Origin of the sequence: Pseudomonas sp. UBA7500, assembly GCF_002478435.1 — a bacterium.
Classification (GTDB): Bacteria; Pseudomonadota; Gammaproteobacteria; order Pseudomonadales; family Pseudomonadaceae; genus Aquipseudomonas; species Aquipseudomonas palmensis.
The window spans coordinates 191,981-216,029 of record NZ_DLNW01000006.1 but is presented as its reverse complement, the minus strand read 5'-3'; the positions used below and the strand labels follow the sequence as shown (position 1 = coordinate 216,029).

Sequence of the window (24,049 nt, the reverse complement as noted above, 5' to 3'; positions counted from 1 at the left end):
CGGGGCTCAGAAGCCGGGCACTATCTGGCCCTTGTAGCGGGTCAGGATGAAGTCGCGCACCTGTGGCGAGTTCAGCGCCTTGGCCAGCTTCTGGATGCGCGGGTCATCGATGTTGTCGGGGCGTGCGACCAGGTACTCCACGTACAGGTCCTTGCCCTTCTCCACGATCAGCGCGCTGCTGGTATCGATGCCCGCCTCCAGCGCGTAGTTGGCGAAGACGAACGCCAGGTCCACCTGGTTCACCGCACGGGCCAGCAGCGCGCCTTCGAGTTCGCGAATCTTCAGGTGCCTTGGGTTGGCCGCGATGTCGCGCTGGGTCGCCAGGGTGTTGCTCGGGTCCTTGAGGGTGAGCAGCCCGGCTTCGTGCAGCAGCACCAGGGCACGCCCGGCGTTGACCGGGTCGTTGGGGATGGCGACGCTGGCACCGTCCTTGAGCTCGGCGATGCTCTTGATGCGGGTGGAGTACGCACCGAAAGGCTCGATGTGCACGCCCACCACCGGCACCAGGTCGGTCTTGCGGGTGGCGTTGAATTCGTCGAGGAATGGCCGGTACTGGTAGTAGTTGGCGTCCAGGTTCTTCTCCGCCAGTTGCAGGTTTGGCTGGATGAAATCGCTGAACACCTTGATGTCCAGGTCCACGCCTTCGGCCGCCAGCGCCGGTTTGACGAACTCGAGGATCTCGGCATGCGGCACCGGGGTGGCGCCCACCACCAGTTTCTCGTTGGCGTGCGCCGACAGCGACAGCACGGCGGCCAGTACGGCCAGGGTCTTCTTCATGGGCTTGCTCCTGAACAGGTAGAACATTGGCCGCCGTGGGATACGTGGGCCGGCGGCAGCGAAACCCGGCTGCCGCTGACGGGAAACACAATTCAACGCCGGGTGAAGCGCCGCACCAGCCGGTCGCCACTCACCTGCAGCACCTGTACCAGCACGATCAGCAGCAGCACGGTCACCACCATCACGTCGGTCTGAAAGCGCTGGTAGCCGAAGCGGATCGCCAGGTCGCCCAGGCCGCCGCCACCGACCACGCCGGCCATCGCCGTGTAGTCCACCAGCACGATGGCGGTCACCGTCACCGCCGCGATCAGGCCGGTGCGCGCCTCGGGCAGCACGGTGTGCCACACGATCTGCCAGGTGCTGCCACCCATCGACTGGGTGGCCTCCACCAGGCCGCGGTCGACCTCGCGCAGGGCGATTTCCACCAGCCGCGCAAAGAACGGCGTACAGCCGATCACCAGCGGCGGTATGGCGCCGGGCACGCCCAGCGAAGTACCGGCCACCACCTGGGTGAGCGGGATCAGCACAATCAGCAGGATGATGAACGGCATCGAACGCAGCACGTTCACCACCACCGACAGCACGCGGTACACCAGCGGCGAGGCCAGCAACTGGCGCTGGCCGGTGAGGTACAGCAGCACCCCCAGCGGCAGCCCCATCAGCACCGTGAAACCCAGCGCTACGCCGAGCATGCTCAGGGTGTCGAGGCAGGCCTGGCCCACCTCGGGCCAGTCGACATGGGCCAGCAGCTCGCTCATTGCCCAGCGCCCCTGCGCAGCGCGGCGGCCGGGTGCGGCGCGCCCAGCCGGTCACCTGCGTCGAACAGCTTGTTGCGCAGCGTGCCCTGGGCGTAATCGCGCTTGAACAGGCCACGGGCCTGCAGCTCGGGCACCAGCAGGTCGACCACCGCCTCGAAGGTTTCCGGGGCCACCACGCTGGCCAGGTTGAAGCCGTCCACGTCGGTCTCTTGCACCCATTCCTGCAACTGGTCGGCCACCGTCTGCGCCGAGCCCACCAGTACCGGGCCGTCGCCGCCGATGGCGCAATAGTCGGCAATTTCGGCGGTGGTCCAGGTGCGGCTGGGGTCGGCACGGGTGAAGGCTTCCACCGCCGACTGGATCGCATCGCTCTGCACTTCGCGCAGCACCTGGTCGCTCTGGTACTGGGCGAAGTCGATGCCGGTCCAGCCCGACATCAGCGTCAGCGCACCGCTGGCGCTGGCGTACTCGCGGTACTCGCGCAGGCGCGCCAGGGCCTGTTCATCGGTGGGGGCGACAATCACCGTAAGCTGCTCCAGCACCAGGATATCGCCCGGTGCGCGGCCGGCCGCCACCGCCGCAGCGCGCACCTGCGCCACCTGGTTCTTGAGCACCGTCTTGCTCGGCGCAGCAACGAACACGCACTCGGCGTTGGCCGCCGCAAACGCCCTGCCGCGCGTCGAAGCACCGGCCTGGTACAGCACCGGGGTGCGCTGGGGCGAAGGCTCGCACAGGTGAAAGCCCGGTACCTGGAAGAACTCGCCCTGGTGGCCGATGCCGTGCACCTTGGCCGGGTCGGCATACACCCCGCTGGCGCGGTCGGCGCGCACGGCGTCGTCTTCCCAGCTGGCCTCCCACAGCTTGTAGCAGACCTGCAGGTACTCCTCGGCCAGGGCGTAGCGCTGGTCATGCGACAGCTGTTCGCGCTGGCCAAGGTTGCGCGCCCCGCTGGACAGGTACGAGGTGACGATGTTCCAGCCGGCGCGGCCACGGGTCAGGTGGTCGAGCGTGGACATGCGCCGGGCAAACGGGTACGGGTGCTCGAACGACACCGAGGCGGTCACGCCAAACCCCAGGTGCTCGGTGACGGCGGCCATGGCCGGCACCAGCTGCAGCGGGTCGTTCACCGGCACCTGCGCTGCCGTACGCAGCGCCTCGTCGGCGTTGCCGCCGTACACGTCGTAGGCGCCCAGCACATCGGCGATGAACAACCCGTCGATCTTGCCGCGCTCCAGGGTCCTGGCCAGCTCGGTCCAGTAGTGGATGTCGGTGTAGCGCGTGGCCTGGTCACGCGGATGGCGCCACAAGCCCGGCGACAGGTGGCCGACGGTGTTCATGGCAAAGGCATTGAGGCGTATCTGCTTGGGCATGGTGGCGGCCTAGTTCCAGTCGTGACGCTGTGGCTTGGCCCCGTTCAAGGCCCAGTTGCCCACCAGGTGGTACTTCCAGCGCACCGGGTCGTGCAGGGTGTGCACGCGGGCGTTGCGCCAGTGCCGGTCGAGGTTGTGGCGCACCTGGGTGGAGCGCGTGCCGCCCAGCTCGAACAGGCGGTTGCTGGCCTCGATCGCCGCTTCGGTGGTCAGCACCTTGGCCTTGGCCACGGCCACCGAGGCCTGGGCCACCGAGTCCTCGTCGGGGGCCAGGCTGGCCCGGTCGAGCACCTTGCCGGCGCGCTCCAGCAGGGCCTCGGCGGCTTCCTGGCGAATCTCCAGCGCGCCGATCTGCACGATGGTCAGCGGGTCCTGGCTGGCCTGCTCCACGCCCGCATCGATCCACGGGCGGGCCTGCTCGCGGATGAAGGTGATGGCGTCGTCCAGCGCCGCACGGCCGATGCCGGCGTCGATGGCGGCGGTGGTCAGTTGCGCGAAGGGGCCGGCCAGGGTCGGGGTTTCGTACGAGCGGTAGGTGGGAAACAGGTTGAACGCCGGCACGATCAGCTCCTGCGCCAGCACCGTGCCGCTGGAGGTGGTGCGCTGGCCGATGTTGTCCCAGTCATCGACGATCACCAGGCCCGGGGTATCGCGGCGCACGAAGGCCAGTTGCGAGCGGTCCTGCGCGTCCAGCGCCAGCACCCCCAGCCAGTGCGCGTACAACGAGCCGGTGCAGTAGCCCTTGCGCCCGTCGATGCGGTAGCCATCGGCATGGGGCACGATGCGGGTCTGGATCTCCTTGACGTTCTTGCCGCCGGTTTCCGACAGCGCATTGGCAAAGCGGTGCCCGGCCAGCACCAGGTCGAAGAAGAAGCGCTTCTGCTCTTCGCTACCCTGCAGGCGGATGTCTTCGAGCAGGCAGTAGTGGTTCTGCGGTATCTGCCCCAGCGAAGGGTCGGCGGCGGAGATGATCGCGATCACTTCGGCCAGGGTGGCGAAGGACACCTGCGCCCCGCCGTATTGTTTCGGTACGGTGATGCCCCACAGGCCGCTGTTGGAGAACGCATCCACCACGTCGGCCGGGACCTGGCGGCTGCGGTCGCGCTCGGACGCGCCTTCGCGCAGCAGCGCGGCAACCCGATGGGCAATGGCAATGGCTTCGGCATCGTCACGGATGACATGGGCATCCGGCTGGCGGATGTCGTAGTGGGCAGAAACAGGGGTGGCAGTCATGGTCTATCTCGATGAGTACACAGAGTCCCCCGTGAGATAGCACAACCCATGCCACTTGAATTTCACATATAAATCAATGAGTTACGCACAACATAAAGTGGCATGGCTGGATGCACGGCAACAAAGTGTTGGCCAACTGTTCGCAGTGCAACAGTACGACAGCGGTCAGTTGCTCCCCGTACACCGCGCGCCTATTCGCAGTAACGGGCAGGCATGAAAAAACCGGCTACTGCGAGCCGGTTCCCATGCAGTACCGCCAGCCTCAGCCGCCGCTGGCTGCCACGCTCTTGCGTTCAGCCACGAAGAACAGCGGGCGAATCCGCACCCCCACCACGTTGCCGGCATACGCCGCCACCAGCCACAGCCAGCCATGCACGCTGCCCGAGGCGATGCCGCTGAAGTACGCGCCGATGTTGCAGCCATACGCCAGCCGCGAGCCGTAGCCCAGCAGCAGGCCGCCGATCACCGCGGCCAGCAGCGAGCGCATCGGAATCCTCAGGCTCGGCGCAAAGCGCCCGGCCAGGCCTGCTGCCAGCAACGCACCCAGCACGATGCCGATGTCCATCACCGTGGTCACGTCCTCCCACAGCGGTGCAGCCAGCGCCTTGGCGTTGCCCGGCATCTGCCAGAACGCCCAGCTGCCCACGTCCACGCCCAGCCCGCTCAGGGTCTTGGCGCCCCACAGGGCGAACGCCGAGGTGATGCCCCACGGCCGGCCCGCCAGTGCCAGGGTCGCGTAGTTCAGCAGCGCCAGGCCGATCGCGCCCCACACCAGCGGCCACGGGCCACGCAGGAAGCGACTCAGGCCCTCATGTTGGCTGCCTGCCGGGGCCTCGAGGACGCCGTGGCGACGCTTCTCCAGCACCACCGTGCCCCAGGCGATCAGGCCGAACACCACCAGGTTAAGCACCAGCGCGGGGGCCACGCCAAAGGTCTGCACCAGGGAGGTGGCCGGGAACGACGGCAGCGCGAACCACCAGTCGGCGTGGTGGGTTGCAGTTACCGAACCGATGATGAAGAACAGCAGCGTCACCAGCATGCGCGCGTTGCCACCGCCCACGGTGAACAGGGTGCCCGAGGCACAGCCGCCGCCCATCTGCATGCCGATGCCGAAGATGAACGCACCGAACACCACCGACACCCCGGCCGGCGCCACCAGCCCGGTCACCGGCTGGCCGAACAGCGTGCCGGCGCCCAGGGCCGGAAAGAACAGCAGCACGGCGATAGCCAGCATCACCATCTGCGCGCGCAGGCCGGCGCCACGGCGCTCATTGATGAACACCCGCCAGGCGGACGTGAAGCCGAACGCGGCGTGGTACAGCGTGAGGCCCAGGGCGGCGCCGACGATCAGCAGCAGCACCTGTTTGATGCCCACGCTGGCATTCAGAAAGACGGCGCCGACCACCAGCAATGACAGCGCAACCAGTGGCGCGCCGAGACGGCGCTCAGGCGCCGCGGAGAGAGAAAGACCCATGACGATACTCGGATATAGACGGAACAGGCCGCGAGTATACCGTCACCAGCCACCGTGCGGGCTCACGGATAGAACAGCGGGTACATCGCCAGTGCCAGGGTCGAGGCGCAGGCATGCATCGCCATGGGCACCAGCAGGCCGCCGGTCCTGATCCGCGCATAGGCCAGCATCAGGGCGAGGATGAACAACAGCACCACGGTCGACCTGAAGGTGTACTGCAGGTGGATGGCGGCAAACGCCAGGGCGCTGACCACGATCGCCACCACCGCCCACAGCGGCTTGCGGAACGGGAACAGGTTGAGCAGAAAATGCCGGAACGCCAGCTCTTCGCCCAGGGGGGCGAGCACGATGACCATGCTGGTCAGCAGCACGCGATCGGCCAGCGAACCGGCACCGAGCAGGGTCATGAACTGCAGCATGAACGGCTCGGCGGGCTGGTCGACCAGGGCGGCGTAGTTGTAGGCCAGCAGGTAGACCACCACCACGCTGGTCAGGCCAAGCCAGAGGGCCTTGTAGCTGAAGTTGGCCCCCCTGAAGGCATGCCCGGCCAGCGGGTTGCGCCGCAGCAACAGGTACAGCCCGCCGATGGCTGCACACGCCACCAGGTGGGCGCCGAACAAAGCCAGGGTGAAGTCCAGGCCACTGCCGAACAGAAAGGCGCCGGCGAACTGCGCGGTGAAGTACAGCAGCAGACCCAGCAGCGCGAGGCCGATGCGCTTGCCGGCGGTGCTGGCGATGTAAGGGGTGGTCACGGGACTTCCTTGTACGGGGTTGTTCACAGCGTTCTCCTTGGTGGGGGGCGCATTATGGCGAGTTTCGCGGCTGCTGCGCAGCCCATCGCCGGCAGCCGGCTGCTCAGGCTAAGCGCTCAAGTAGATTCACATCTGGATACATCCGGCCATTTGCCATTCCCCTCGCCCTCTGTTTGCATCCGCGCTCTCTCCCCGTGCAGACAAGGAAATCACCCCATGAAAACCCTGGTAGTCGGTGCCAGCAAAGGGCTGGGCAAGGCCCTGATCGAAGGCCTCGGCGAGGCGGGCGACACGCTGGTCGGCGTGTCGCGCACGCGCCCCGACGGCATCGCCGCCAAGGCCGGCGTGCAGTTGAACTGGGTCGAAGCCAACCTGGCCGAGCCGGCCAGCGCCGCGCACGCCATCGCCCAGGCTGTGGCAGAGCACGGCCTCGACACGCTGATCTACAACCTCGGCATCTGGGAAGAGCTGGCCTTCGACCCGGCCTACGACTTTCTCGGCGACAGCGACGCGCAGGTACAGGCCATCGTCAGTTGCAACATCACCGCCACCCTGCTGCTGATCAAGCGCCTGCTGCCCACCCTGCTGCGCAGCGCCACCCCGCGCATCATCCTCACCGGTTCCACCTCCGGCCTGCCCCAGAGCGGGCGCCCCGAGGTGGCCTTCGGCGCCTCCAAGTTCGCCCTGCGTGGCATCGCCGATGCGCTGCGCGAAGGCTACCGCGAGCGGCGCCTGGCCGTGACCTGCCTGAACCTGGGTTACCTCAACACCGAAGACCCGCTCAGCACGCCCCGCGACGTGGCCGAGCAACGCGGCGAAGGCCAGCTGATCCCCGTGCACGACGTGGTGCAGGTGGTGCGCATGGCACTGAGCCTGTCGTCGGCCAGCTACGTCAAGGAGCTGACCTTGCCGGCCCTGCTCGACGAGCGCTTCTGAGCGCTGATCAGCACGCTGGATAAAAACCGGCGAAAGCGCCATCCTTCCCGCCTTTGACGCGCAGCCTGGCTGCGCCCACCGTTATGTGAAGGACCTTTTTCATGCAGACGCTCAACGACACCGACTTCGAGTTCATCGAAGACATCCTGCTGCAGTATGGCGATGACCATTCGGTGCTCAACGCCTCGGAACTGGACGGCTACCTCACCGCGCTGGTGTCCGGCCCGGCGCCTGTGGCTATCGACGACTGGTTCCCGGGGATCTTCGGTGGTCGCCAGCCGGAATGGGAAAGCGCTGCAGACTGCCAGCGCTTCGTCGAGCTGGTGACCCTGCACGCGAACAACCTGGCCCAGCGTTTCTCGCCACGCTTCGAGGAGACCGAGCACAACGGCCAGCCGCTGACGCTGGCCGAAGAGTGGTGCTTTGGCTACCTGCGCGGTGCAGGCCTGGCCAACTGGCCGGCCTTGCCGGCGGCGCAGCAGGTGGCACTGGATGTGATCGAGACCTGTGCCGCACAGGACAACTTCGAACTGCCGGCCGACCTGGATGTGGTGCTGCATCGCCAGCGCGTGGCCGCCATCGAGCCGGCGGCGCGGGCGTTGCAGGGGTACTGGGCGACGCAGCGCTGAAGCGGGCGGCGGCGCCGCCCATCGCGGGTCGAGCCCGCTCCCACAGGTTCGGCGCAGTTCCTTGTGGGAGCGGGCTTGACCCGCGATGACGCCAGCACATACCCCAACAATCCGGAGCAGTGCATGCCCACCACCCTCACCGCCGCCTTCCCCCACCACCTGGCCCGCGAAGTCCAGGACCTGGCCCGGCAACTCGACCTGCCCAACGGTGACCAGGGCATCGCCGTCACCCTCGACGGCGAACCCCTGACCCTGCCCTACCGCCTTCACCTGCCGGCTGCCGATACAGCCCGGTCACTGATCCACGCCTGCCTGCTCACCCGCCACCCCGACGGCCACGTGCGCGAGCGTTACCTGCAGCAGATCATTCGGGCACCAGAAGCGTGGGTCATCCCGTTCGTGTTCCAGCTCACCGGCGAATACGTGATCGAGCTGCTGGCGCTGTGCGAGGCCAACCTGCCGACCCTGGACGCCAGCGCCTACGGCCGCTTCTTCAACGACAACCCCGCCTACTTCAGCCTCACCCGCGCACGCATGGTCAGCTACTGGGACTGCTACCACCGCAGCCGCCACCCGCACCTGCGCAGCTACGTGGGCACCCGCCTGTTCCGCGCCTTCAGCGACTTCACAACGACCACTTCACGGTGAACATCACATTGCGCGGCTCGCCGAAGATGTTGGCCCCGGCCGGGTTGCTGATGCTCTGGTAGTAACGCTTGTCCGCCACGTTGTTGAGGTTGGTCTGCAACGTCACCGCCGGCGTCACGCGGTACTGGGCCATCAGGTCGGCCACGCTGTACCCGCCCTGCTTCACGCTGTAGCTGGTATAGGTGCGGCTCTGGGTGCGAAAGGCCCCGCCCACGCTCCATTGATCGAGGTCGCCCGGCAACTGGTAGCTGGTCGCCAGCTTGAACAGGTTGTACGGCGAATCACTGTCGAAGCGGTCACCCTTCTGCGCCGAGCCGGTCGCCTTCACATACTCGGCCGCCGCATAGGTATAGCCGGCCGACGCCTGCCAGCCCGGCGCCAGTTCGCCGCCCAGTTCCAGTTCCAGGCCGCGGGTACGAATTTCGCCGGCCGCCTCGTAGCAGGCATCCATGGTCGGGCAATCACCTGCCGGCAACGACTTGGCCAGGTTCTCCTGGTCGAGCTGGAACAGCGCGAAACTGGCGTTCAACGCACCACCGAAGTACTCGGCCTTGAGACCGGCCTCGTAGTTGGTGCCGGTTACCGGCGCCAGCAGGCCACCGCTGCTGTTCTGGTACTCCTGCGGCTTGAAGATGCGCGTCCAGCTGGTGTAGACCGAGTAGGTGTCGTTCAGGTCATAGATCAGCCCCGCATACGGGGTGACCTCGCGGGTGGCCTTGTAGTCGGCGCCGAAGGCGTAGGCCCCGACCTCGGTGTGCTGCTGGTACTCATACCAGTCCAGGCGCGAGCCGAGGATCAGCTTCAGGTCATCGCGCAGGTTGAAACGCACGGCGGTGTAGGCACTGGACTGATCCACCTTGCCCTTGCGCGACCAGTTGTAGTCGATGGCCGGCCGGGGCACGTCCTTGTAGTGGAAGTTGTTGGGGTCCACGACATAGTTGAAGCTCGCATCCGGGCCGCCGCCAGGGCCGTCGTCGGTATCGTCGCGGCGGTAGCTCGCCCCCACCACCAGTTCATGGGTACGCCCGAACAGGCTGAACGGCCCGCTGGCATAACCATCGATACTCTTCTGCGTATGTTCGTAGGAGTAGCGCCCCACATTCAGTTGCAGCTCGTCGGCGGTCGGGTCGAGCCGGTAGTAGCTGCTGCCCAGCATCTCCAGGTTGGCCTTCAGCCAGCTGGCGCTCAGGCGCAGGCGCCAGTCGTTGTCCAGGCGATGTTCCACCTCGGCGAACACGCTCTTGTTGGTCTTGTCCCAGTAGGTCCAGTCGGGGCTGAAGCGCGACGAGCGGGAAATGTCGAGGAAGCTGCCATCGGCATGGGTCGGGCTGCCGTTCCAGTCCGCGCCGGGGTTGTCCTCGCGGTTGTAGTAGCCGCCCAGGGTCAGCGTCGTGGCGTCCGACAGGTCGAATTCGGTGATCCCGTACAGCAACTGGCGCTGGTTGCTGTAGGCATCGGTAAAGCTGTTCTTGTCCTGGTAGCTGCCCACCACTCGCCCGCGTACGGTACCGGCATCATTGAGGCTGCTGCTGGCGTCGATTTCGGTACGGTAGTTGTCCCAGCTGCCGGCTGCCGCCGTGAGGGTGATCTGCGGCGCCAGCGTGGGGCGCTTGCGCACCAGGTTGAGGGTACCCGACGGGTTGCCCGAGCCCACCATCAGGCCGGAAGCCCCGCGTACCACCTCCACCCGGTCGAACATCGCCAGGGTCGCGGTGCCCAGGGTGTCGCTGTCGTAGGCGATGGGCAGGCCGTCGACCATGATGTTGTCGATGGCCGCACCGCGCGAGTAGAACTGCGGGCGCTCGCCGCCGGTCTTGCGCAGAGTCAGCCCCGGCGTGTAGCTGGCGATGTCGTCCAGGGTCTGCATGTTCTGGTCGTCCATGCGCTGGCGGGTGACCACGGTCACCGACTGCGGGGTTTCCCGGGCCGAGGCCTTGAACTTGGTGGCCGTGGCCATGCTGGCGGTGGTGTAGGAGCCAGTGTTTTCCGTGACCTCGCCCAGCGTACTGCCGGTGATGCTGGTGGCACCCAGTTGCAGCGCATCACTGCTGTCGGCCTTCTCCAGGGTCAGGGTGCCGTTGTCGGTCACGCGCAGTTGCAGGCCGCTGCCCGCCACTGCCTGGCGCACCGCTGCCTCGGCGCTCAGTTGCCCGTTCACCGCCGCGCTCTGGCGCCCGCGCAGCAACGCCGGGTCCACCACCAGGGTGCTGGCGCTTTGCCGGGCGATCTGGCGCAGGGCCTGGTCCAGCGGTTGCGCCGGTAACGCATAGCGCTGCATGGCTGGGTCCGCCCAGGCGCGGTTCAGGTCGAGGGAGCAGGCAGAAACGGCAACCGCGACAGCCAGTGCCAGGCGCGCGGGGCTCAGGAGTTGGGGACGCATGTGAAGGGCTTTCCTCGCAGGAAGTGAATGGACGTTTCCTGCTATGTCCAGCGAGCCGAAAAAAGCCTTCACCCTGGCGGAATGTTTTTTCAGCGCAGGTCGATCAGGGTGATCGGCCCGAACGCCTCGACACTGATCGGCAGCACCTGCGCCAGCGATTGCAGGGCGCGGTCGCTGTCGTCCAGCGGGAACACCCCGAACACGCGCAGTTGCGCCGCCGCCGGGGAAACCCGCAGCACGCCGTAGCGGTAAGGGCGCAAGGCATCGATCACGCTGCCCAGCGACGCGTCGTCCACCTCCAGGCGACCTTCCATCCAGGCATCCAGGCGGCCTTGCTCATTGCCCAGGGGCGAGAGTGCATCGTCGGCAAAGCGCAGGGTCTGCCCGCTGTCCACCACGATGCTCTGCCCGGCGCGATTGCGCACCTGCACGCTGTGCTGCTGCACGCTGACGGCACTGCGCTGATCCAGCGTGGCGACACTGAAGCGCGTGCCCAGGGCCCGCACCCGGCCTTGCGCAGTGACCACCTCGAGGGGGCGGTGCGGGTCGCGGGCCACCTGGATGTTCAGCTCGCCGTGGCGCAGATGGATCACCCGGGCTTCGGCACTGAACGCCACCTCCACGGTGGTGCGCGCATTGAGCAGCAGCACGCTGCCGTCAGCCAGTTGAATGCGCCTGCGCTCGCCGGTGCCGCTGTAGTGGTCGCTGAACACGGCGTCCAGCGGCATGCGCCGTTGCACCGTCAACAACGCCGGCAGGCCCAGCATCAGCAGCAAGGCGCTGCCGCCACGCAGCAACCGGCGCCGCTGCAGCGACAACCCGCTGCTGCGCAGGGCGCGGGTGGCCGCACTGGCGCTGCCGGGCACTTCCAGCAAGGGGTTCAAGGGTGTGTGGGTGGCCTGGGTAACCGCCTGCCAGGCCTGGCGATGGCTTGCGTCCAGCGCCTGCCACTGCTCGAAGGCGTCGCGGTCGGCTGCCGTCGCCGCCCCCGAGCCCAGGCGCACGCTCCATTCGATGGCTTCGCGCACCGCCGGGGTCAGCGCTGCCAGGCTGCGGCCGCTCACGTGCCCACGCCCAGTTGCGCCAGGTAGCAATGGGTCACGGCGCGCCGCACCCAGCGCTCGACGCTGCTCAGCGACACCTGCATCTGGTCGGCGATCTGCTGGTGGGTCAGGCCCTCCAGGCGGTTGAGCAGAAAGGCATGGCGCACCTTGGCCGGCAACCCGGCCAGCAAGGCATCCACCGCCTCCAGCGCCTCGCGCAGCACCGCCAGGGTTTCCTCGCATGGCGCCACCGGCTCGGGCAGGTTGGCCAGCGCTTCAAGGTAGGCGCGCTCCAGTTCGCCGCGACGCCAGAAGGTGTACAGCACCCGCTTGGCGACCATGCACAGGAACGCCCGCGGTTCGTCCAGCTGGCCCAGGTGCGGCGAAGTCAGGGTACGCAGGAAGGTGTCGTGGGTGAGGTCCGCGGCATCGGCGTGGGAATTGAGCCGACGGGCCAGCCAGCCGCGCAACCAGTGATGGTGTTCGGCGTACAGCAGGTGCAACGGGTGCTGGGCGGACGGGCGCGGGTTGGACATGCGAGGGGCACACTAATGGTAATTGTTCGCATTCTTATCCCTCGCCCTGGGATTTGCAAGCCGTGCCCTACTCGCGGCAACTGGGCGAGCCGCCCCAGCGCATGTTGCGAATGCAGAAGTAGCGGTCCTTTTTCAGGGTCACGGGGGCGATCGTGCAAGGCAGCACCGCCGGGTCGATCTCGATCGACATCTCATCGGCCGCGTAGCGATCGTCATCGAATTCGATCACGCAGGTGCCGTCGCCCTGCGCCCGCTCGGGAAAGCGCAGGCCCTGTACCACCTGATCGCCCATCTTCACCCGCAGCGGGCTCGGTGCCGATGAGCTGCACGCCTTGAGGGCCGGATGGTTGACGGTTATCCACAGGGGGTACTCGCCGCCTGTGCGGTCAGGGAACAACGGAATGAACAACAGCGACTGGTAGGTCGATTGACCGTGATCCACCACCTTGAGCCACAACGGGCTGGCGTTGCAGGTGGCGCCCAGCGACGCGCCGTAGCGCAGCTTGGGGTCGGTGTGGTCCTGCCAGCCGCCCAGGCGGTCGGGCTTCCAGTCATGGCCCCATTTGTATTCGGTACAGCCGCCCAGGGTGAGCAGCAAGCACAACAGCGTGGCGATACGGTGCACGGTGAAGTCCTTCCTTGGTGGAGCATCCATCGGGAACACATTGTCGGGGCCAGGCGCCTCGCCGGCAAGGCCGGCTCCTGCACGCCGGCTCCTGCACGAGTCAGCCGCGCTGGAAGCAGCCCGGGGTGATGCCGACCACTTTCTTGAAGGCCCGGGTCATGTGGCTCTGGTCGAAGAACCCGCAACGCAGCGACGCCTCGGCGATGCCCACGCCACTGCGCAGCAACTGCTGCACCCGCGCCACCCGCGTCTGGATCTGATAGCTGTGCGGCGATACGCCCACGCTCTTCTTGAACACCCGTATCAGGTACAGCGGATCGAGCCCCACCCACTGCGCCAGGTCGTTCAGCGCGATGTTCTGCGCGTACTGCTCGTCGAGCATCTGCCGCACCCGTCGCACCACTTCGCGTTCGTCGGCCACCGCCCGGGGCTGCGGCCCGCCGCACCGCTCGAACAGCTGGCTGACCAGGTGCAGCAGCACGCTCTCGCGCTCAAGGCTCGAACACGACTGCTCGATAACCTGATGCTGGTGCAGGAAGGCCTGGGCAAAGCCCATGTCGTGGGTCAGCGCCTGCTGGAACAGGTGGATATGCCCGTCGCCGAAACGCCCCTCGAATACCGCACGGTTGAGCCACTGCGGGTCGAGGTAGAGCATGCGGTAGCTCCAACCCTCGGCGCTGCCCGGCACGCCGTCGTGCATCTCGCCCGGGGTCAGGGTGACGATGCTGCCGGCGGTGCCCAGGTGCTGGGTGCCACGGTAGAAGAGCTTCTCCACGCCCGCGCCGATCACCCCCACCGCGTAGCGCTCATGGGAATGACGGCCGAAGGCCCGTGCGCTGTAGCGCGCCGCCAGCAATTCACAGCCTCCTTCGGGGACGCGCCAGAAGCGCGAGAAGTCCTGTTGCTCCATGGCCTGTCCAGTTTTGTGCAATACGCGCGCAAGGCGGGTGGATAAATTTGCCCGACTTCTTCGCAACAGACCAGAGAAAACCATGCAGTCATCCAACGGGGTCACCCTCTCCAGCAACCGGGCCATCGTCGAGCTGACACTGGGCGGGCTGATGCTCAGCCTGTCGGCGCTGGCGGTGGCCTTCGCCCATATCGGCGCCGGGGGCGCGGGTTTCTACCGGATGCTGATCGCCTCGGTGCTGTTCTACCTGCTGCTGCGGGTGAGAAGGCAACCTGCTCGCCTGGCCCACCCCAGGGCTCGACGCTACACCGCCCTGGCCGGCGTGTTCCTGGCCATCGACCTGATCCTGTGGCACCACAGCATCTACATCGTCGGGCCGGGCATCGGCTCGATCCTGACCAACTGCCAGGTGTTCTTCATGACCTTGCTCGGGCTGTGCCTGCTCAAAGAGAAACCGTCGCTGTATTTCGTCGCCTCGATCAGCCTGGCCTTCGTCGGCCTGTACCTGTTGCTGCTGCCGGAGATGGGCAGCGCGCTGGGTATCCAGGGCGTGGTCTATGGCGTGCTGTCGGGGCTGGCCTATGCCGTGTGCGTGTACTACCTGAAAGTCACCACCCAACTGCCCCAGGGCGGCGGCGACAAGATCGCGCAGATGCTGCACCTGAGCCTGTGGGCGGCCGGGGTGATGCTGGGGTACGCGCTGTTGCGGGGCGAGAGCCTGGCCATCGCCGACCAGCAGACCTTCTACATGCTGGTGATCTATGGCGTGCTGGTGCAGTTCGTTGGCTGGTTGCTGGTCAACCGCTCGATTGGTGCCATCAGCCTCGGGCTGGCAGGGCTGATCCTGCTGCTGGAGCCGGTGATCACCTACTTCATCGACGTGGCGTTTCTGGACAAGGCCAGTTCGGCCATGCAGATCACCGGGGCGCTGGTGACGGTGCTGGCGGTGTACATTGGCTCGATAAAGCCGCCGAGCAAGGCCCCGGCGCTGAGCGAGCCGGCCTGACACGGCGCTCGCGCAGCTGCTGCCTGAGCACATGCAGGGGCGGTGCGTAGAGGAAGCCGAACGACACGCTGTGCCTGCGCCCCTTCACCGCGTGGTGCATCAGGTGTGCGTGGTACAGCCGACGCAGATAGGGGTGGCGCGGCCTGGGGCGCGCGGGCCAGTGGCGGTGCACGATGCCGTCGTGCACCAACACGTAGATCAGCCCGAACCCCGCCACCCCGGCGCCCACCCACTGCAACGGGTCGTGGCCGGCATTGCCCAGCACGATCAGGGTGATCGCGGCCAGGGCCAGGATCAGCAGGTAGATATCGTTGGTTTCCAGCGTGCCCAGGTGCGGTTCGTGGTGCGAGCGATGCAGAAACCAGCCCCAGCCGTGCATCACGTACCTGTGCGCCAGATAACCGACACCTTCCATGGCGACCAGGGTGCAGAGAAAAATCGCGAAGTGGGCAATCATGGTCGGTACGGGGTTGGGAAATGACGGTGTCAGGGTATTTGATCGGCGGCCGATGGTCCATGCCCACCGGTAGCCAGGGCCAGCATCTGCATGGCCGGCGCCACCGCCTTGAGCAGGCGCTCACGTGCGATCCCGTCGCGGGCCTGCACCGACAACCCATGCAGCAGCGTGGCAAAAAAATCGCCCAGCGATTGCACATCGACCTCGGGTTTCAACTCGCCCGCCTCGGCCGCCTGCTGCAAGCGCTGAATGATCGACAAGGTTTTTTCGCGGCGGTGGTCGGCCAGCCATTCACGCACGGCGTCATTGTCGGCCGAGCAGTTGGTGGCTGCCGACACCACCATGCAGCCCAGTGGGCCCGCTGGGCGGGTGTACAGGTCGACGGCATCGAGCAACAGCCGCTCGATGGCCTGGTAGGCCGTGGGTTGCTCGCTCAGCGCCTGGGTCGAAAATGCGCCCTCTTCGCGCTCATACAGCTCGATGGCCTCTTTGAACAAGCGCTCCTTGGAGCCGAACGCGGCATAGATGCGCGCCGAAGCGATACCCAGCGCAGCTACCAGGTCGCTCATGGACGTGGCTTCGAACCCTCGTGCCCAGAACACATCCCGGGCGGTGCGCAACGCGGCTTCACGGTCGAACTGGCGTGGTCGGCCTGCCATCTCGATAGTCTCCAACCAGGAATGAAGGCGGCATTATCCGTAATTGTTTGTCGAAAGACAAAGAATACTTGACGACGCGCAGGCTGCATCCTTATTGTTTGTCGATCAACAAACAATAGGAGTTCCACATGATCACGTTGAAAGGCCCCAGCCTGCATCTGGCGCAATTCAGTGCCGACCAGCCACCGTTCGACTCACTGCCCAACATCGCCCGGTGGGCTGCGCACATGGGCTTCAAGGCGTTGCAGATACCGGCCTGGGACAAGCGTCTGTTCGATGTCGAGCTCGCCGCAAGCAGCCAGGCCTACTGCGACGACATCACTGCCATGCTGGCCGAACACGGGCTGGTGATCAGTGAGCTGACCACGCATCTCTTTGGCCAGCTGGTGGCGGTACACCCGGCATACGACGCCTTGTGCGACAGTTTTGCACCGGCCCACCTGCAGGGCGACCCGGCTGCCCGCAGTGCCTGGGCGGTGCACCAGCTCACCTGCGCGGCCATCGCGTCGCGGCGCCTGGGCCTGAGCGACATGGGGACTTTTTCCGGTGCACTGGCATGGCCGTACGTCTTTCCCTTCCCGCAACGCCCCGACGGCCTTGTTGAAACAGCCTTCGCCGAGTTGGCCAGGCGCTGGCTGCCGGTGCTCGATACCTGCGCCGAACAGGGCATCAACCTGTGCTTCGAAATTCACCCCGCCGAAGACCTGCACGACGGCGCAAGCTTCGAGCTGTTTCTCGAACACGTCGGCCACCACCCGCGCTGCAAGATGCTGTTCGATCCCAGCCACCTGATCCTGCAGCAACTCGACTACCTGGCGTTCATCGACCACTACCGGGACTACATCCGCATGTTCCACGTCAAGGACGCCGAGTTCCTGCCCACCGGCAAGCAGGGCCTGTTCGGCGGTTATCAACCCTGGCTCAAGCGCGCCGCACGCTTCCGTTCGCTGGGGGACGGGCAGGTCGACTTCAAGGGCATTTTCAGCAAGCTGGCCGAATACGACTACAGCGGCTGGGCCACGCTGGAGTGGGAGTGCTGCCTGAAAAACCAGCACGATGGGGCACGTGAAGGGGTGGCGTTCATCAACCGGCACATCATCCAGGTCACCGACACGGTGTTCGACGACTTCGCCGGTACCCCGGTGGCGCCGGCGGTCATCGCCAGGATGCTCGGCCTTGAAGGCAACCCTGTCGGGGAGCTGCAACGATGAGCACGCATTCTCACCATTACGCCCATGTGCACGGCCTGCGCCTGCACTACGTCACCCAGGGCGAAGGGGCACCGGTACTGCTGATCCCCGGCTGGCCACAGACCTGGTACACCTGGCGGCACGTCATGGCGGCCCTGGCCGACAACGGTTACCAGGCGATTGCCGTGGACCTTCCCGGCATGGGGCTTTCCGACAAGCCGCTGGACGGCTACGACACCGGCACCTGCGCCGCCCGCCTGCACGCGCTGATGGGGCAACTGGGGCACGAACGCTATGCCGTGGTGGGCCACGATGTGGGCATGTGGGTGGGGTATGCCCTGGCCAGCGATTTTCCGGGGGTGGTGAACCGGCTGTGCCTGAGCGAAGCGGTGATTCCGGGCCTGGCGCCGGCGCCGTCGATCTTCGCGCCGCCGGAGCAGAACATCTTCCTGTGGCACTTCATGTTCAACCAGTTGCAGGACCTGCCCGAGGCGCTGATTACCGGGCGCGAAGCGCAGTACCTGAGGTTCATGTTCGAGAAATGGGCTGTGCGCCTGGATCGGGTGGCGGTGGATACCTATGTGCAGGCGTATTCGGCGCCGGGGGGCTTGCGTGGCGGGTTTGCCTACTACCGCGCGATACCCGAAACGATTCGCCAGAACCAGCAGCGCGGGCAGGTGCCACTGGGCATGCCGGTGCTGGCGATCGGGGCGCAACTGGCAACCAATGAAGCGCCACGGGTAACCCTGGAGGAGCGCGCCACCACGTTGCAGGGCGCGATCATCGAGGGCTGCGGGCACTTTGTGACCGAAGAGGCGCCCGAGGCGTTTGTCGGGCACCTGCTGCCGTTTCTGCGCTGAGGGTTGCGGCGCGACCTTCGCCAGCAAGGCGCGCGCCTGTCATCGAGCGCGTGCCATTGCCCGCGAAGGGCGTTCAAGGCGCCTGCAATGCCTCCAGCTCATCCGCGCGTTCGGAGGTCATGCGCAGGCGGCAGCCACCGCCATTGAGGATATCCATGGTGCCGCCGGTCTGCGTGAAGTAGAAATCGCAGTTGCTGTCGATGTACTTGATCCACGCCCGCTGCGCATCCCGGAGCTTGCCCTGCTGCACCGGCCCAAACGCGGCCATGGCCTTCTTGTAGACCTGGTTCAGGCGTTTGTCCTGGCGGGCGATCTCGGCGTTGTTGCATTCGTTCATGCTCACCGTGGTGTTCGCGGTGTCCATGCAGGCCTTGTAGGCCGCCGAAGTCTTGTCCTGCGCCTGCGCCAGCGGCGCAACTGCCGCCAGCGACAGCACCGCAACCCCCATCATCCGCTTGATACTCATGGCTTGCCTCTCCTGTTCTGACTGCCTAGGGCGCACAGGCTCGCATGACCTGCTCGCGCAACCAATGGTGCGCCGCTTCCTTTTTGCGTCGCTCGTGCCACACCTGCTGAAAGGCGAACGCGCGAATCGCCAGCGGCGGCTCGAAACAGCGCAACCCACGCTGCGCCTTGAGGTTCTGCACGCTGCGCCGCGCCACGGTCAGCACCAGGTCGGTACCCACCAGCACGTCGCTGGCCGCCGCCCAGTGCGGCAACGCCAGCACCACCCGGCGCTGCTGCCCCAGCGCCGCCAGGGCCTGGTCGATCTCGTTGTCGGCCCCGGGCCGCATCGCCACCAGCACATGGGGGCGCGCCAGCCAGGCGGGCAATGTCAGCCCGCCACGGGCCGGCAGCGTGGCGCGGTCGGCCACACACACGAACCCCTCCTCGAACAGCGTGGCGGCCTGCAACGGCTCGGCCAGGGTGGGGAATACGCCCAGCGCCAGGTCCACCTCGCCATCGAGCAACTGGCCGAGCATCGCCTCGCGGCTGCCCTGGCTGACCACCAGGTCGATGCCCGGTGCGGTCTCGCGCAGGCAGCGCATCAGGCCCGGCAGCACCACCCGCGCGCCATAGTCCGACATCGCCAGGCGAAAGCTGCGCCGCGCCCGCGCCGGCTCGAAACCGAGGCTGCCCAGCAGCGCATCCAGTTGCTGCAGGGCATCCTGCAACGGCGCCGCCAGTTCCAGCGCACGCAACGTGGGCTGCAGGCGGCCCGCACGGCGCACCAGCAGCGGGTCCTGGAAGATCTCGCGCAACTGCGCCAGCGCATGGCTCACCGCCGGCTGGCTGCGGTGCAGGCGCAAGGCCGCGCGCGAGACGTGCTGCTCGGCCAGCAGCGCATGCAGGGTCAGCAGCAGGTTGAGGTCGATACGGCGCAGATCATCCATGTGGCGAATAGCCCCTGTGCACAATTCGAATTTCCATCAGTGAAACAGATAACCAAGACTGTACCAAGCCCTCCATAGCCAGAAGGAAACCACCATGAACCTCAACCTCGCTGTCGCCATACCGCTGCTTGTCGCCCTGCTGGCCGGTGCCGCCGTGCCGTTCCAGGCCGGCGCCAACGCCGCGCTCGGGCGCCTGCTCGGGCACCCGCTGTGGGCCACGCTGATCTCGCTGGCGGTGAGCGTGCTGATGGTGCTGCCGGCCCTGCTGCTGATGCGCGCACCGCTGCCGCAACTGGCCAACCTCGGCCAGGCGCCGTGGTGGGCGTGGCTGGGTGGCGTGGCCGGGGTGGCCTACATCACCGCGGCGCTGATCCTCACCCCGCGCCTGGGCGCGGCCGGCTTCATCGTGTGCGTGATCGCCGGCCAGGTACTCTCGTCGCTGATCATCGACCAGTGGGGGCTGATGGGCCTGCCATCGCGCCCGGTCAACGGCCTGCGCATCGCCGGGGTGGCGCTGATCATCGTCGGCATGCTGGTGGTGCAATGGGGCACCCGCGCCAACCGTTGAGGGCTCACCAGGGGTGGGTGCGCTCGAACACGTAGCCGTGCTGGGGGAACGCATTGAACAGGATCACCCCCAGCACCACCAGCAACAGCAGCCAGTCGACAACGCGCAGACGCGGCACCTGGCGCACCTCGCGCCGGTCACGACAGTGCAGCGCCTGCCCCAGGGTCATCAGTACGAAGGCGCCGATCCACAGGTAGTACCCCACGCCCAGCGCGGTGAGTTGCACAAAATCATAGGACTGCGGCGTGTTATCCGGCACCGTGCTCACCACCAGGAACGACAGCCCCAGCAGCAGCGCCAGCACCGACAGGCCCAACCCCACCCGCGGCCACCAGCGATGGGCCAGCAGCGCCAGGCCGAAGACCGGGTTGGCAAACCAGCCATAGATCTGGAACGGGATGCCCCACAGCCCGTACACCAGCAACCATACCGAACTCATGTGGGCACCGTTGTCGGTGTAGTAGGCATTGAAATACAGGCAGGCCACGTACAGCACCAGGCTGAGCGTGAGGTAATGACGTTTCACAGGAGTGTCCGCAGGTCAGATGGAATTGGAGGGTATTGCCGGGGCCGGGGGCGTGACATTGGCGCCGCTGCCCACGCTGAACGAGAACGCCGCCGTGGCATAGATCGCCGCCACCAGCACCCAGGCCAGCCAGCCCTGGCCCGGCCCGCCCGGCGCCTGCCGGCGGTTGAGAAACTGGCCGGCCACGTATGCCGCCAACGCCAGCAACCACAGGTAGTAGGCGCCGAGCAGGTTGGCCTGGCCATTGGCCTTGCGCGGCACCAGCGCGCTGTCGCCCCAGCCGATCACTGGCAGCCACTGCGCCGCCAGCACCAGCGCCGCGACCGCCGCCAACAGCGATAGCAGCGGCCGGTTGCGCCGCAGCATCAGTGCCAGGCACAGCAGCGGGTTGGCCCACCAGGCGCTGCCACCCAGCCAGCCGAGGGTCAGCACATGCATGCCGCGCATGGTCACCTCGCTGACCGGCACGGCATCCAGAAACAGGCTGCCCAGGTACAGCGCCAGGCTCAGTACCACGTAATGCCGCTTGAACAGTGCCAGCATCTAGTTGACCCCGAGTTCGCAGTCGTCGCAGGCCGCTGGCGGCTCGCCGAGGTTCATGTAGACCGGTCGCGCCGGCGCGACGGTGGCCTTGACGAACGACAGTGGAATGGTCAGCACGATACCCGCCACCAGCACCCAGTGCAGCCAGCCCAGCGCTGGCTGGGTAAGCCTGGGCTGGCGCCGGTAGCGGTGCTGGCCGATCACGAACGCCAGCATCGAAGCCAGCCACAGGTAGTAGCCGGTGCGCACGTCAGGCCCGCCGTGGGGCGCCGGCGGGATCGGCGACCAGTCGGTCCAGCCCAGCGCCAGGGCCGAGCCCGCCAGCAGCAGTGCGCACCAGCCCAGGCGGTAAGCGGTTTTGGGGTCTTTGCGGTGGGTTGCGAAGGCGCCCAGCAGCAGCGGGTTGGCGAACCACAGGCCGCCGGCCAGCCAGCCCATCGACAGCGCGTGCATGCCGCGCAGCACCGAATCGTGCCCCCAGGCGCAGGCCTCCGGGTACAGGCAGGCGAGGTACAGCAGCAGGCTCAGCAAGCGGAAATCGAAGCGCACCAGTAAGTCCATTCAGCCGGGTGGGAAGCGGGGCGCGACGATAGCCCATCGCCTGCCCCGCTGTCCAAGTCATTCAGGCCGATTCGAGCAGCAGCCCGTACAACGCCGAATCCGACACCTCGCCGGCGATGCACCAACGCTCGCGCAGCAGCCCTTCACGCTCGAAGCCCATGCGTTCGAGGGTGCGCGCCGAGGCACCGTTGCGCGGGTCGATCTCGGCCTCGAGGCGGCGCATGTTCAGGCCGATGGCAAGGTACTCGACGAACAGCTCCAGCGCCTCGCCCATGTAGCCCTGGCCCTGGGCGCTGCTGGCCAGGCAGTAGCCGATTTCGCCGCGGCGCGACTCGGCGTCGATGTTGAAGAACTGGCACATGCCCAGCAGCAGGTCGCTGCCCTGTGGGTAGATACCCAGCTTGAGGCTGCGCCCGGCCAGGTAGGCGGCGCGGTCGGCCAGCAAGGCCACTTCGGCTTCGTCCAGGGTCTGCCACGGCCCGTGGTGCCAGTAACGCATCACCTCGGGGTCGGCCATGATCCCCAGCCACTGCTCGGCATCGCGGGCCTGCATGGGCCGCAGTTGCAGGCGCGGCCCGTTCAGGCACAGCGCGGTGTCGAAAGCTTCAGGCAAACTCATGAAATTACTCCTGGTGGGTGAACCTGCCACCACGCCACCACGCCCACCGTTACCAGCAGCACCGCGGCCTGGGCCAGGTTGAATTCGTAGAGCCGGTGCAGCGTCACCCACGGCTGGCGCCACGCCGGGCCGCCTTCCTGTGGTGGCTGATACGGCAACAGGCCAAGCAGCCCGACAGCGAAGTAGCCCGTCAGCGCGACGATACCGGTCCACGGGTGGGTACCGGCCAGCATCGGGTAGATCGGCAGTGCCAGCAGCAGGCGCGGCACGCCATGGCGCAGCAGCAGACGCTCGCCATCGGGGTTGAACCGACGCGGGATCAGCCATTCGCTCAGGCGCAGGTCCAGCGCCAGCAGGTTCGGCGCGGTCCACAGCCAGAAACGCATGAACACCGCCGACAGTTGCACCGTCAGCAGCGAGCCCACCACGGCGGCAATCAGTACATTGGAGGGGTGCGCGAAGAAATCCGGCCCCGCCAGCCACAGCACGATCACCAGCACCATGCAGCTCATCACCCGCAGGTAGCTGCGCGGGTGCAGCGGGCGCGGCGCCAGCCTGCGCCAGAAGTACAGGTCGCGGTGCGGCACCTGGTCGAGCAGTTCGGGGTAGTGGTAGAGCAGGGTTTGCGTCAGATGCTCACAGGCTTCCCAGTCGGCCTCGCTGAAGCCCTGGGCCAGCGCCACCTGCTGCTTGAACTCGAGGTTGCGCAGCAGCAGGTAGGCCGCATTGCCCTCGGGGTTGGTGTGCCAGTGCCACTGCTCGGCCAGGGCCTGCTGGCGGGCGAACCAGGTATCGCGACGGCAGCGCTCGTTCAGGCCCTGCCACAGGTGCGCGGGCCGGGGTCCACCGTCATCGTCGCTCCAGTTGAAGTAGCCGCACACGCGTTCGAACAGCGCGGTGCTGCTGCCGGGGTGATCGTGCAGCAGCTCCAGCAGCATGGCCTGGAACTGCTCGCGGCGGTCGAAGGGCTCCAGCCAGGCCTGCCCGCCCCAGTGCTGCAGGCTGGCGAAAAACGCCTGTTCGTCGCCCGCCTGCAAGTAGTGCTGCAACTGCGCGTGGCAGGCTTGCCAGAGGCTGCCCAGCAGTTCGTCGCCCTGGTACGCGCCGATCGGCACCGCCTGCCAGGGGGTGAACCAGCCACGCCTCGGCACCGCCCAGTGCAGGATGGGCAGGCGCAGGGTTTCGTCATCCAGGCTGCGCTGCAGCAACTGCTGCTCGAAGGCCGCCTCGCACCCCAGTTCACCGGCCTGGCGCCACAGGTTGTCGAGCTGCGCAGGGTCCAGCCCTTCGAGCAGCGCGCGGGCCTGTTGCTCCCTGGCGGGTGTGGGTTCGACGTCGACGTGCACCGCCGCGGCCTGCGGGGCTGGCACATCGGCCGATTCCAGCGCTGGCGCTGCATCGTCCTCGTGTGCCCAGCGGCTGCGCGCCAGCGCCTGTTCATAGGCCTCGCGCAGGCGCTGGAAGGCCTCGGGGTCCTCGTCGGGGCGGTGCACCTTGAGCAGGCGCGCATACTGGCGCCTGATACTGCGTTCATCAGCGCCCGGGGCCAGGGCCAGCACGCTCCAGCAGTCTTCGATCACGTCACTCATTGCCGC

Annotated in this window: 27 protein-coding genes; 7 read left to right on the top strand and 20 right to left on the bottom strand. The window is 66.9% G+C overall.

The features are described 5' to 3' along the window. Positions 1 to 6: 6 nt before the first annotated feature. The 6 genes from B4I46_RS05915 to B4I46_RS05890 all read right to left on the bottom strand — a co-directional run bounded on the left by B4I46_RS05915 (position 7) and on the right by B4I46_RS05890 (position 6,364). The gene (locus B4I46_RS05915; protein WP_213606960.1) at positions 7 to 777 is read right to left on the bottom strand and encodes a MetQ/NlpA family ABC transporter substrate-binding protein; all 771 of its coding nucleotides are present in this window, start codon (positions 775 to 777) and stop codon (positions 7 to 9) included. 92 nt (positions 778 to 869) lie between these two features. After that, a complete protein-coding gene (locus tag B4I46_RS05910; protein WP_286899035.1) occupies positions 870 to 1,535 on the bottom strand; it encodes a methionine ABC transporter permease in 666 nt (221 codons plus the stop codon). Further along, positions 1,532 to 2,905 (bottom strand): LLM class flavin-dependent oxidoreductase, encoded by a 1,374-nt coding sequence (locus B4I46_RS05905; protein WP_058541399.1) that lies wholly within the window; start codon positions 2,903 to 2,905, stop codon positions 1,532 to 1,534. Before B4I46_RS05905 ends, B4I46_RS05910 begins: the two co-directional genes overlap by 4 nt. A 9-nt stretch (positions 2,906 to 2,914) precedes the next feature. Further along, positions 2,915 to 4,138, bottom strand: a complete 1,224-nt coding sequence (locus B4I46_RS05900; RefSeq protein WP_043864434.1) for an SfnB family sulfur acquisition oxidoreductase — start codon at positions 4,136 to 4,138, stop codon at positions 2,915 to 2,917. A gap of 262 nt (positions 4,139 to 4,400) precedes the next feature. Further along, a complete protein-coding gene (locus tag B4I46_RS05895; RefSeq protein WP_286899032.1) occupies positions 4,401 to 5,612 on the bottom strand; it encodes a YeeE/YedE family protein in 1,212 nt (403 codons plus the stop codon). 62 nt (positions 5,613 to 5,674) lie between these two features. Next, positions 5,675 to 6,364 carry a CPBP family intramembrane glutamic endopeptidase gene (locus tag B4I46_RS05890; RefSeq protein WP_052504326.1) on the bottom strand — a complete coding sequence of 230 codons (690 nt, stop codon included), beginning with the start codon at positions 6,362 to 6,364 and terminating at the stop codon, positions 5,675 to 5,677. A 216-nt stretch (positions 6,365 to 6,580) separates the two neighbouring features. On the opposite strand from B4I46_RS05890, the gene B4I46_RS05885 reads away from it, so the two are divergent. The 3 genes from B4I46_RS05885 (at position 6,581) to B4I46_RS05875 (ending at position 8,577) form a co-directional block, all read left to right on the top strand. Next, positions 6,581 to 7,300, top strand: a complete 720-nt coding sequence (locus tag B4I46_RS05885) for an SDR family oxidoreductase (RefSeq protein WP_286899028.1) — start codon at positions 6,581 to 6,583, stop codon at positions 7,298 to 7,300. 101 nt (positions 7,301 to 7,401) lie between these two features. Next, positions 7,402 to 7,929, top strand: coding sequence for a UPF0149 family protein (locus B4I46_RS05880; RefSeq protein ID WP_286899026.1), 528 nt, complete (start codon positions 7,402 to 7,404; stop codon positions 7,927 to 7,929). Between the two features lie 123 nt (positions 7,930 to 8,052). After that, positions 8,053 to 8,577 carry a hypothetical protein gene (locus B4I46_RS05875; RefSeq protein WP_043864430.1) on the top strand — a complete coding sequence of 175 codons (525 nt, stop codon included), beginning with the start codon at positions 8,053 to 8,055 and terminating at the stop codon, positions 8,575 to 8,577. On the opposite strand, the gene B4I46_RS05870 is transcribed toward B4I46_RS05875, so the two are convergent. The 5 genes from B4I46_RS05870 to B4I46_RS05850 form a co-directional block, all read right to left on the bottom strand. Further along, positions 8,555 to 10,957, bottom strand: a complete 2,403-nt coding sequence (locus B4I46_RS05870; RefSeq protein ID WP_286899022.1) for a TonB-dependent siderophore receptor — start codon at positions 10,955 to 10,957, stop codon at positions 8,555 to 8,557. The genes B4I46_RS05875 and B4I46_RS05870 overlap by 23 nt on opposite strands. Before the next feature lie 89 nt (positions 10,958 to 11,046). Then, the gene (locus B4I46_RS05865; RefSeq protein ID WP_058541394.1) at positions 11,047 to 12,021 is read right to left on the bottom strand and encodes a FecR domain-containing protein; all 975 of its coding nucleotides are present in this window, start codon (positions 12,019 to 12,021) and stop codon (positions 11,047 to 11,049) included. Next, on the bottom strand, positions 12,018 to 12,536 hold the full coding sequence (locus B4I46_RS05860) for a sigma-70 family RNA polymerase sigma factor (RefSeq protein WP_286899019.1): 519 nt from the start codon (positions 12,534 to 12,536) through the stop codon (positions 12,018 to 12,020). Before B4I46_RS05860 ends, B4I46_RS05865 begins: the two co-directional genes overlap by 4 nt. A gap of 67 nt (positions 12,537 to 12,603) precedes the next feature. Beyond that, a complete protein-coding gene (locus B4I46_RS05855; RefSeq protein WP_286899015.1) occupies positions 12,604 to 13,191 on the bottom strand; it encodes a hypothetical protein in 588 nt (195 codons plus the stop codon). A 70-nt stretch (positions 13,192 to 13,261) separates the two neighbouring features. Continuing rightward, positions 13,262 to 14,071 carry an AraC family transcriptional regulator gene (locus B4I46_RS05850; protein ID WP_058541391.1) on the bottom strand — a complete coding sequence of 270 codons (810 nt, stop codon included), beginning with the start codon at positions 14,069 to 14,071 and terminating at the stop codon, positions 13,262 to 13,264. A gap of 82 nt (positions 14,072 to 14,153) precedes the next feature. Between B4I46_RS05850 and B4I46_RS05845 the strand changes: the two genes are divergently transcribed. Further along, a complete protein-coding gene (locus B4I46_RS05845; RefSeq protein WP_054916306.1) occupies positions 14,154 to 15,077 on the top strand; it encodes a DMT family transporter in 924 nt (307 codons plus the stop codon). Here B4I46_RS05845 and B4I46_RS05840 read toward each other — a convergent pair. Together B4I46_RS05840 and B4I46_RS05835 are read right to left on the bottom strand one after the other, a co-directional pair. Next, positions 14,989 to 15,534 (bottom strand): sterol desaturase family protein, encoded by a 546-nt coding sequence (locus B4I46_RS05840; protein ID WP_054916305.1) that lies wholly within the window; start codon positions 15,532 to 15,534, stop codon positions 14,989 to 14,991. The genes B4I46_RS05845 and B4I46_RS05840 overlap by 89 nt on opposite strands. A gap of 29 nt (positions 15,535 to 15,563) precedes the next feature. After that, on the bottom strand, positions 15,564 to 16,193 hold the full coding sequence (locus tag B4I46_RS05835; protein WP_043864423.1) for a TetR/AcrR family transcriptional regulator: 630 nt from the start codon (positions 16,191 to 16,193) through the stop codon (positions 15,564 to 15,566). A 128-nt stretch (positions 16,194 to 16,321) separates the two neighbouring features. Between B4I46_RS05835 and B4I46_RS05830 the strand changes: the two genes are divergently transcribed. Continuing rightward, a complete protein-coding gene (locus B4I46_RS05830) occupies positions 16,322 to 17,404 on the top strand; it encodes a sugar phosphate isomerase/epimerase family protein (RefSeq protein ID WP_196932714.1) in 1,083 nt (360 codons plus the stop codon). Continuing rightward, a complete protein-coding gene (locus B4I46_RS05825) occupies positions 17,401 to 18,243 on the top strand; it encodes an alpha/beta fold hydrolase (protein ID WP_286899007.1) in 843 nt (280 codons plus the stop codon). The genes B4I46_RS05830 and B4I46_RS05825 overlap by 4 nt, the downstream gene beginning before the upstream one ends. Before the next feature lie 73 nt (positions 18,244 to 18,316). Here B4I46_RS05825 and B4I46_RS05820 read toward each other — a convergent pair whose 3' ends face one another. Continuing rightward, positions 18,317 to 18,709 carry a lysozyme inhibitor LprI family protein gene (locus tag B4I46_RS05820; RefSeq protein ID WP_054916302.1) on the bottom strand — a complete coding sequence of 131 codons (393 nt, stop codon included), beginning with the start codon at positions 18,707 to 18,709 and terminating at the stop codon, positions 18,317 to 18,319. A 25-nt stretch (positions 18,710 to 18,734) separates the two neighbouring features. After that, a complete protein-coding gene (locus B4I46_RS05815) occupies positions 18,735 to 19,637 on the bottom strand; it encodes a LysR family transcriptional regulator (protein ID WP_286899005.1) in 903 nt (300 codons plus the stop codon). Positions 19,638 to 19,731: 94 nt separating this feature from the next. On the opposite strand from B4I46_RS05815, the gene B4I46_RS05810 reads away from it, so the two are divergent. After that, on the top strand, positions 19,732 to 20,205 hold the full coding sequence (locus B4I46_RS05810) for a DMT family transporter (protein ID WP_054916300.1): 474 nt from the start codon (positions 19,732 to 19,734) through the stop codon (positions 20,203 to 20,205). A 4-nt stretch (positions 20,206 to 20,209) separates the two neighbouring features. On the opposite strand, the gene B4I46_RS05805 is transcribed toward B4I46_RS05810, so the two are convergent. From B4I46_RS05805 to B4I46_RS05785, 5 genes are all read right to left on the bottom strand, one after another. After that, positions 20,210 to 20,731 (bottom strand): hypothetical protein, encoded by a 522-nt coding sequence (locus B4I46_RS05805; protein WP_043864417.1) that lies wholly within the window; start codon positions 20,729 to 20,731, stop codon positions 20,210 to 20,212. Positions 20,732 to 20,746: 15 nt separating this feature from the next. After that, a complete protein-coding gene (locus tag B4I46_RS05800; protein WP_078479916.1) occupies positions 20,747 to 21,274 on the bottom strand; it encodes a hypothetical protein in 528 nt (175 codons plus the stop codon). After that, positions 21,275 to 21,823 (bottom strand): hypothetical protein, encoded by a 549-nt coding sequence (locus B4I46_RS05795; protein WP_054916297.1) that lies wholly within the window; start codon positions 21,821 to 21,823, stop codon positions 21,275 to 21,277. A 73-nt stretch (positions 21,824 to 21,896) separates the two neighbouring features. Beyond that, complete coding sequence (locus B4I46_RS05790) at positions 21,897 to 22,454, bottom strand: GNAT family N-acetyltransferase (protein WP_043864414.1); 558 nt, start codon at positions 22,452 to 22,454, stop codon at positions 21,897 to 21,899. Then, entirely contained in the window at positions 22,451 to 24,043 is a 1,593-nt protein-coding gene (locus tag B4I46_RS05785; protein WP_052504323.1) for a J domain-containing protein, read from the bottom strand. Before B4I46_RS05785 ends, B4I46_RS05790 begins: the two co-directional genes overlap by 4 nt. Positions 24,044 to 24,049: the final 6 nt, after the last annotated feature.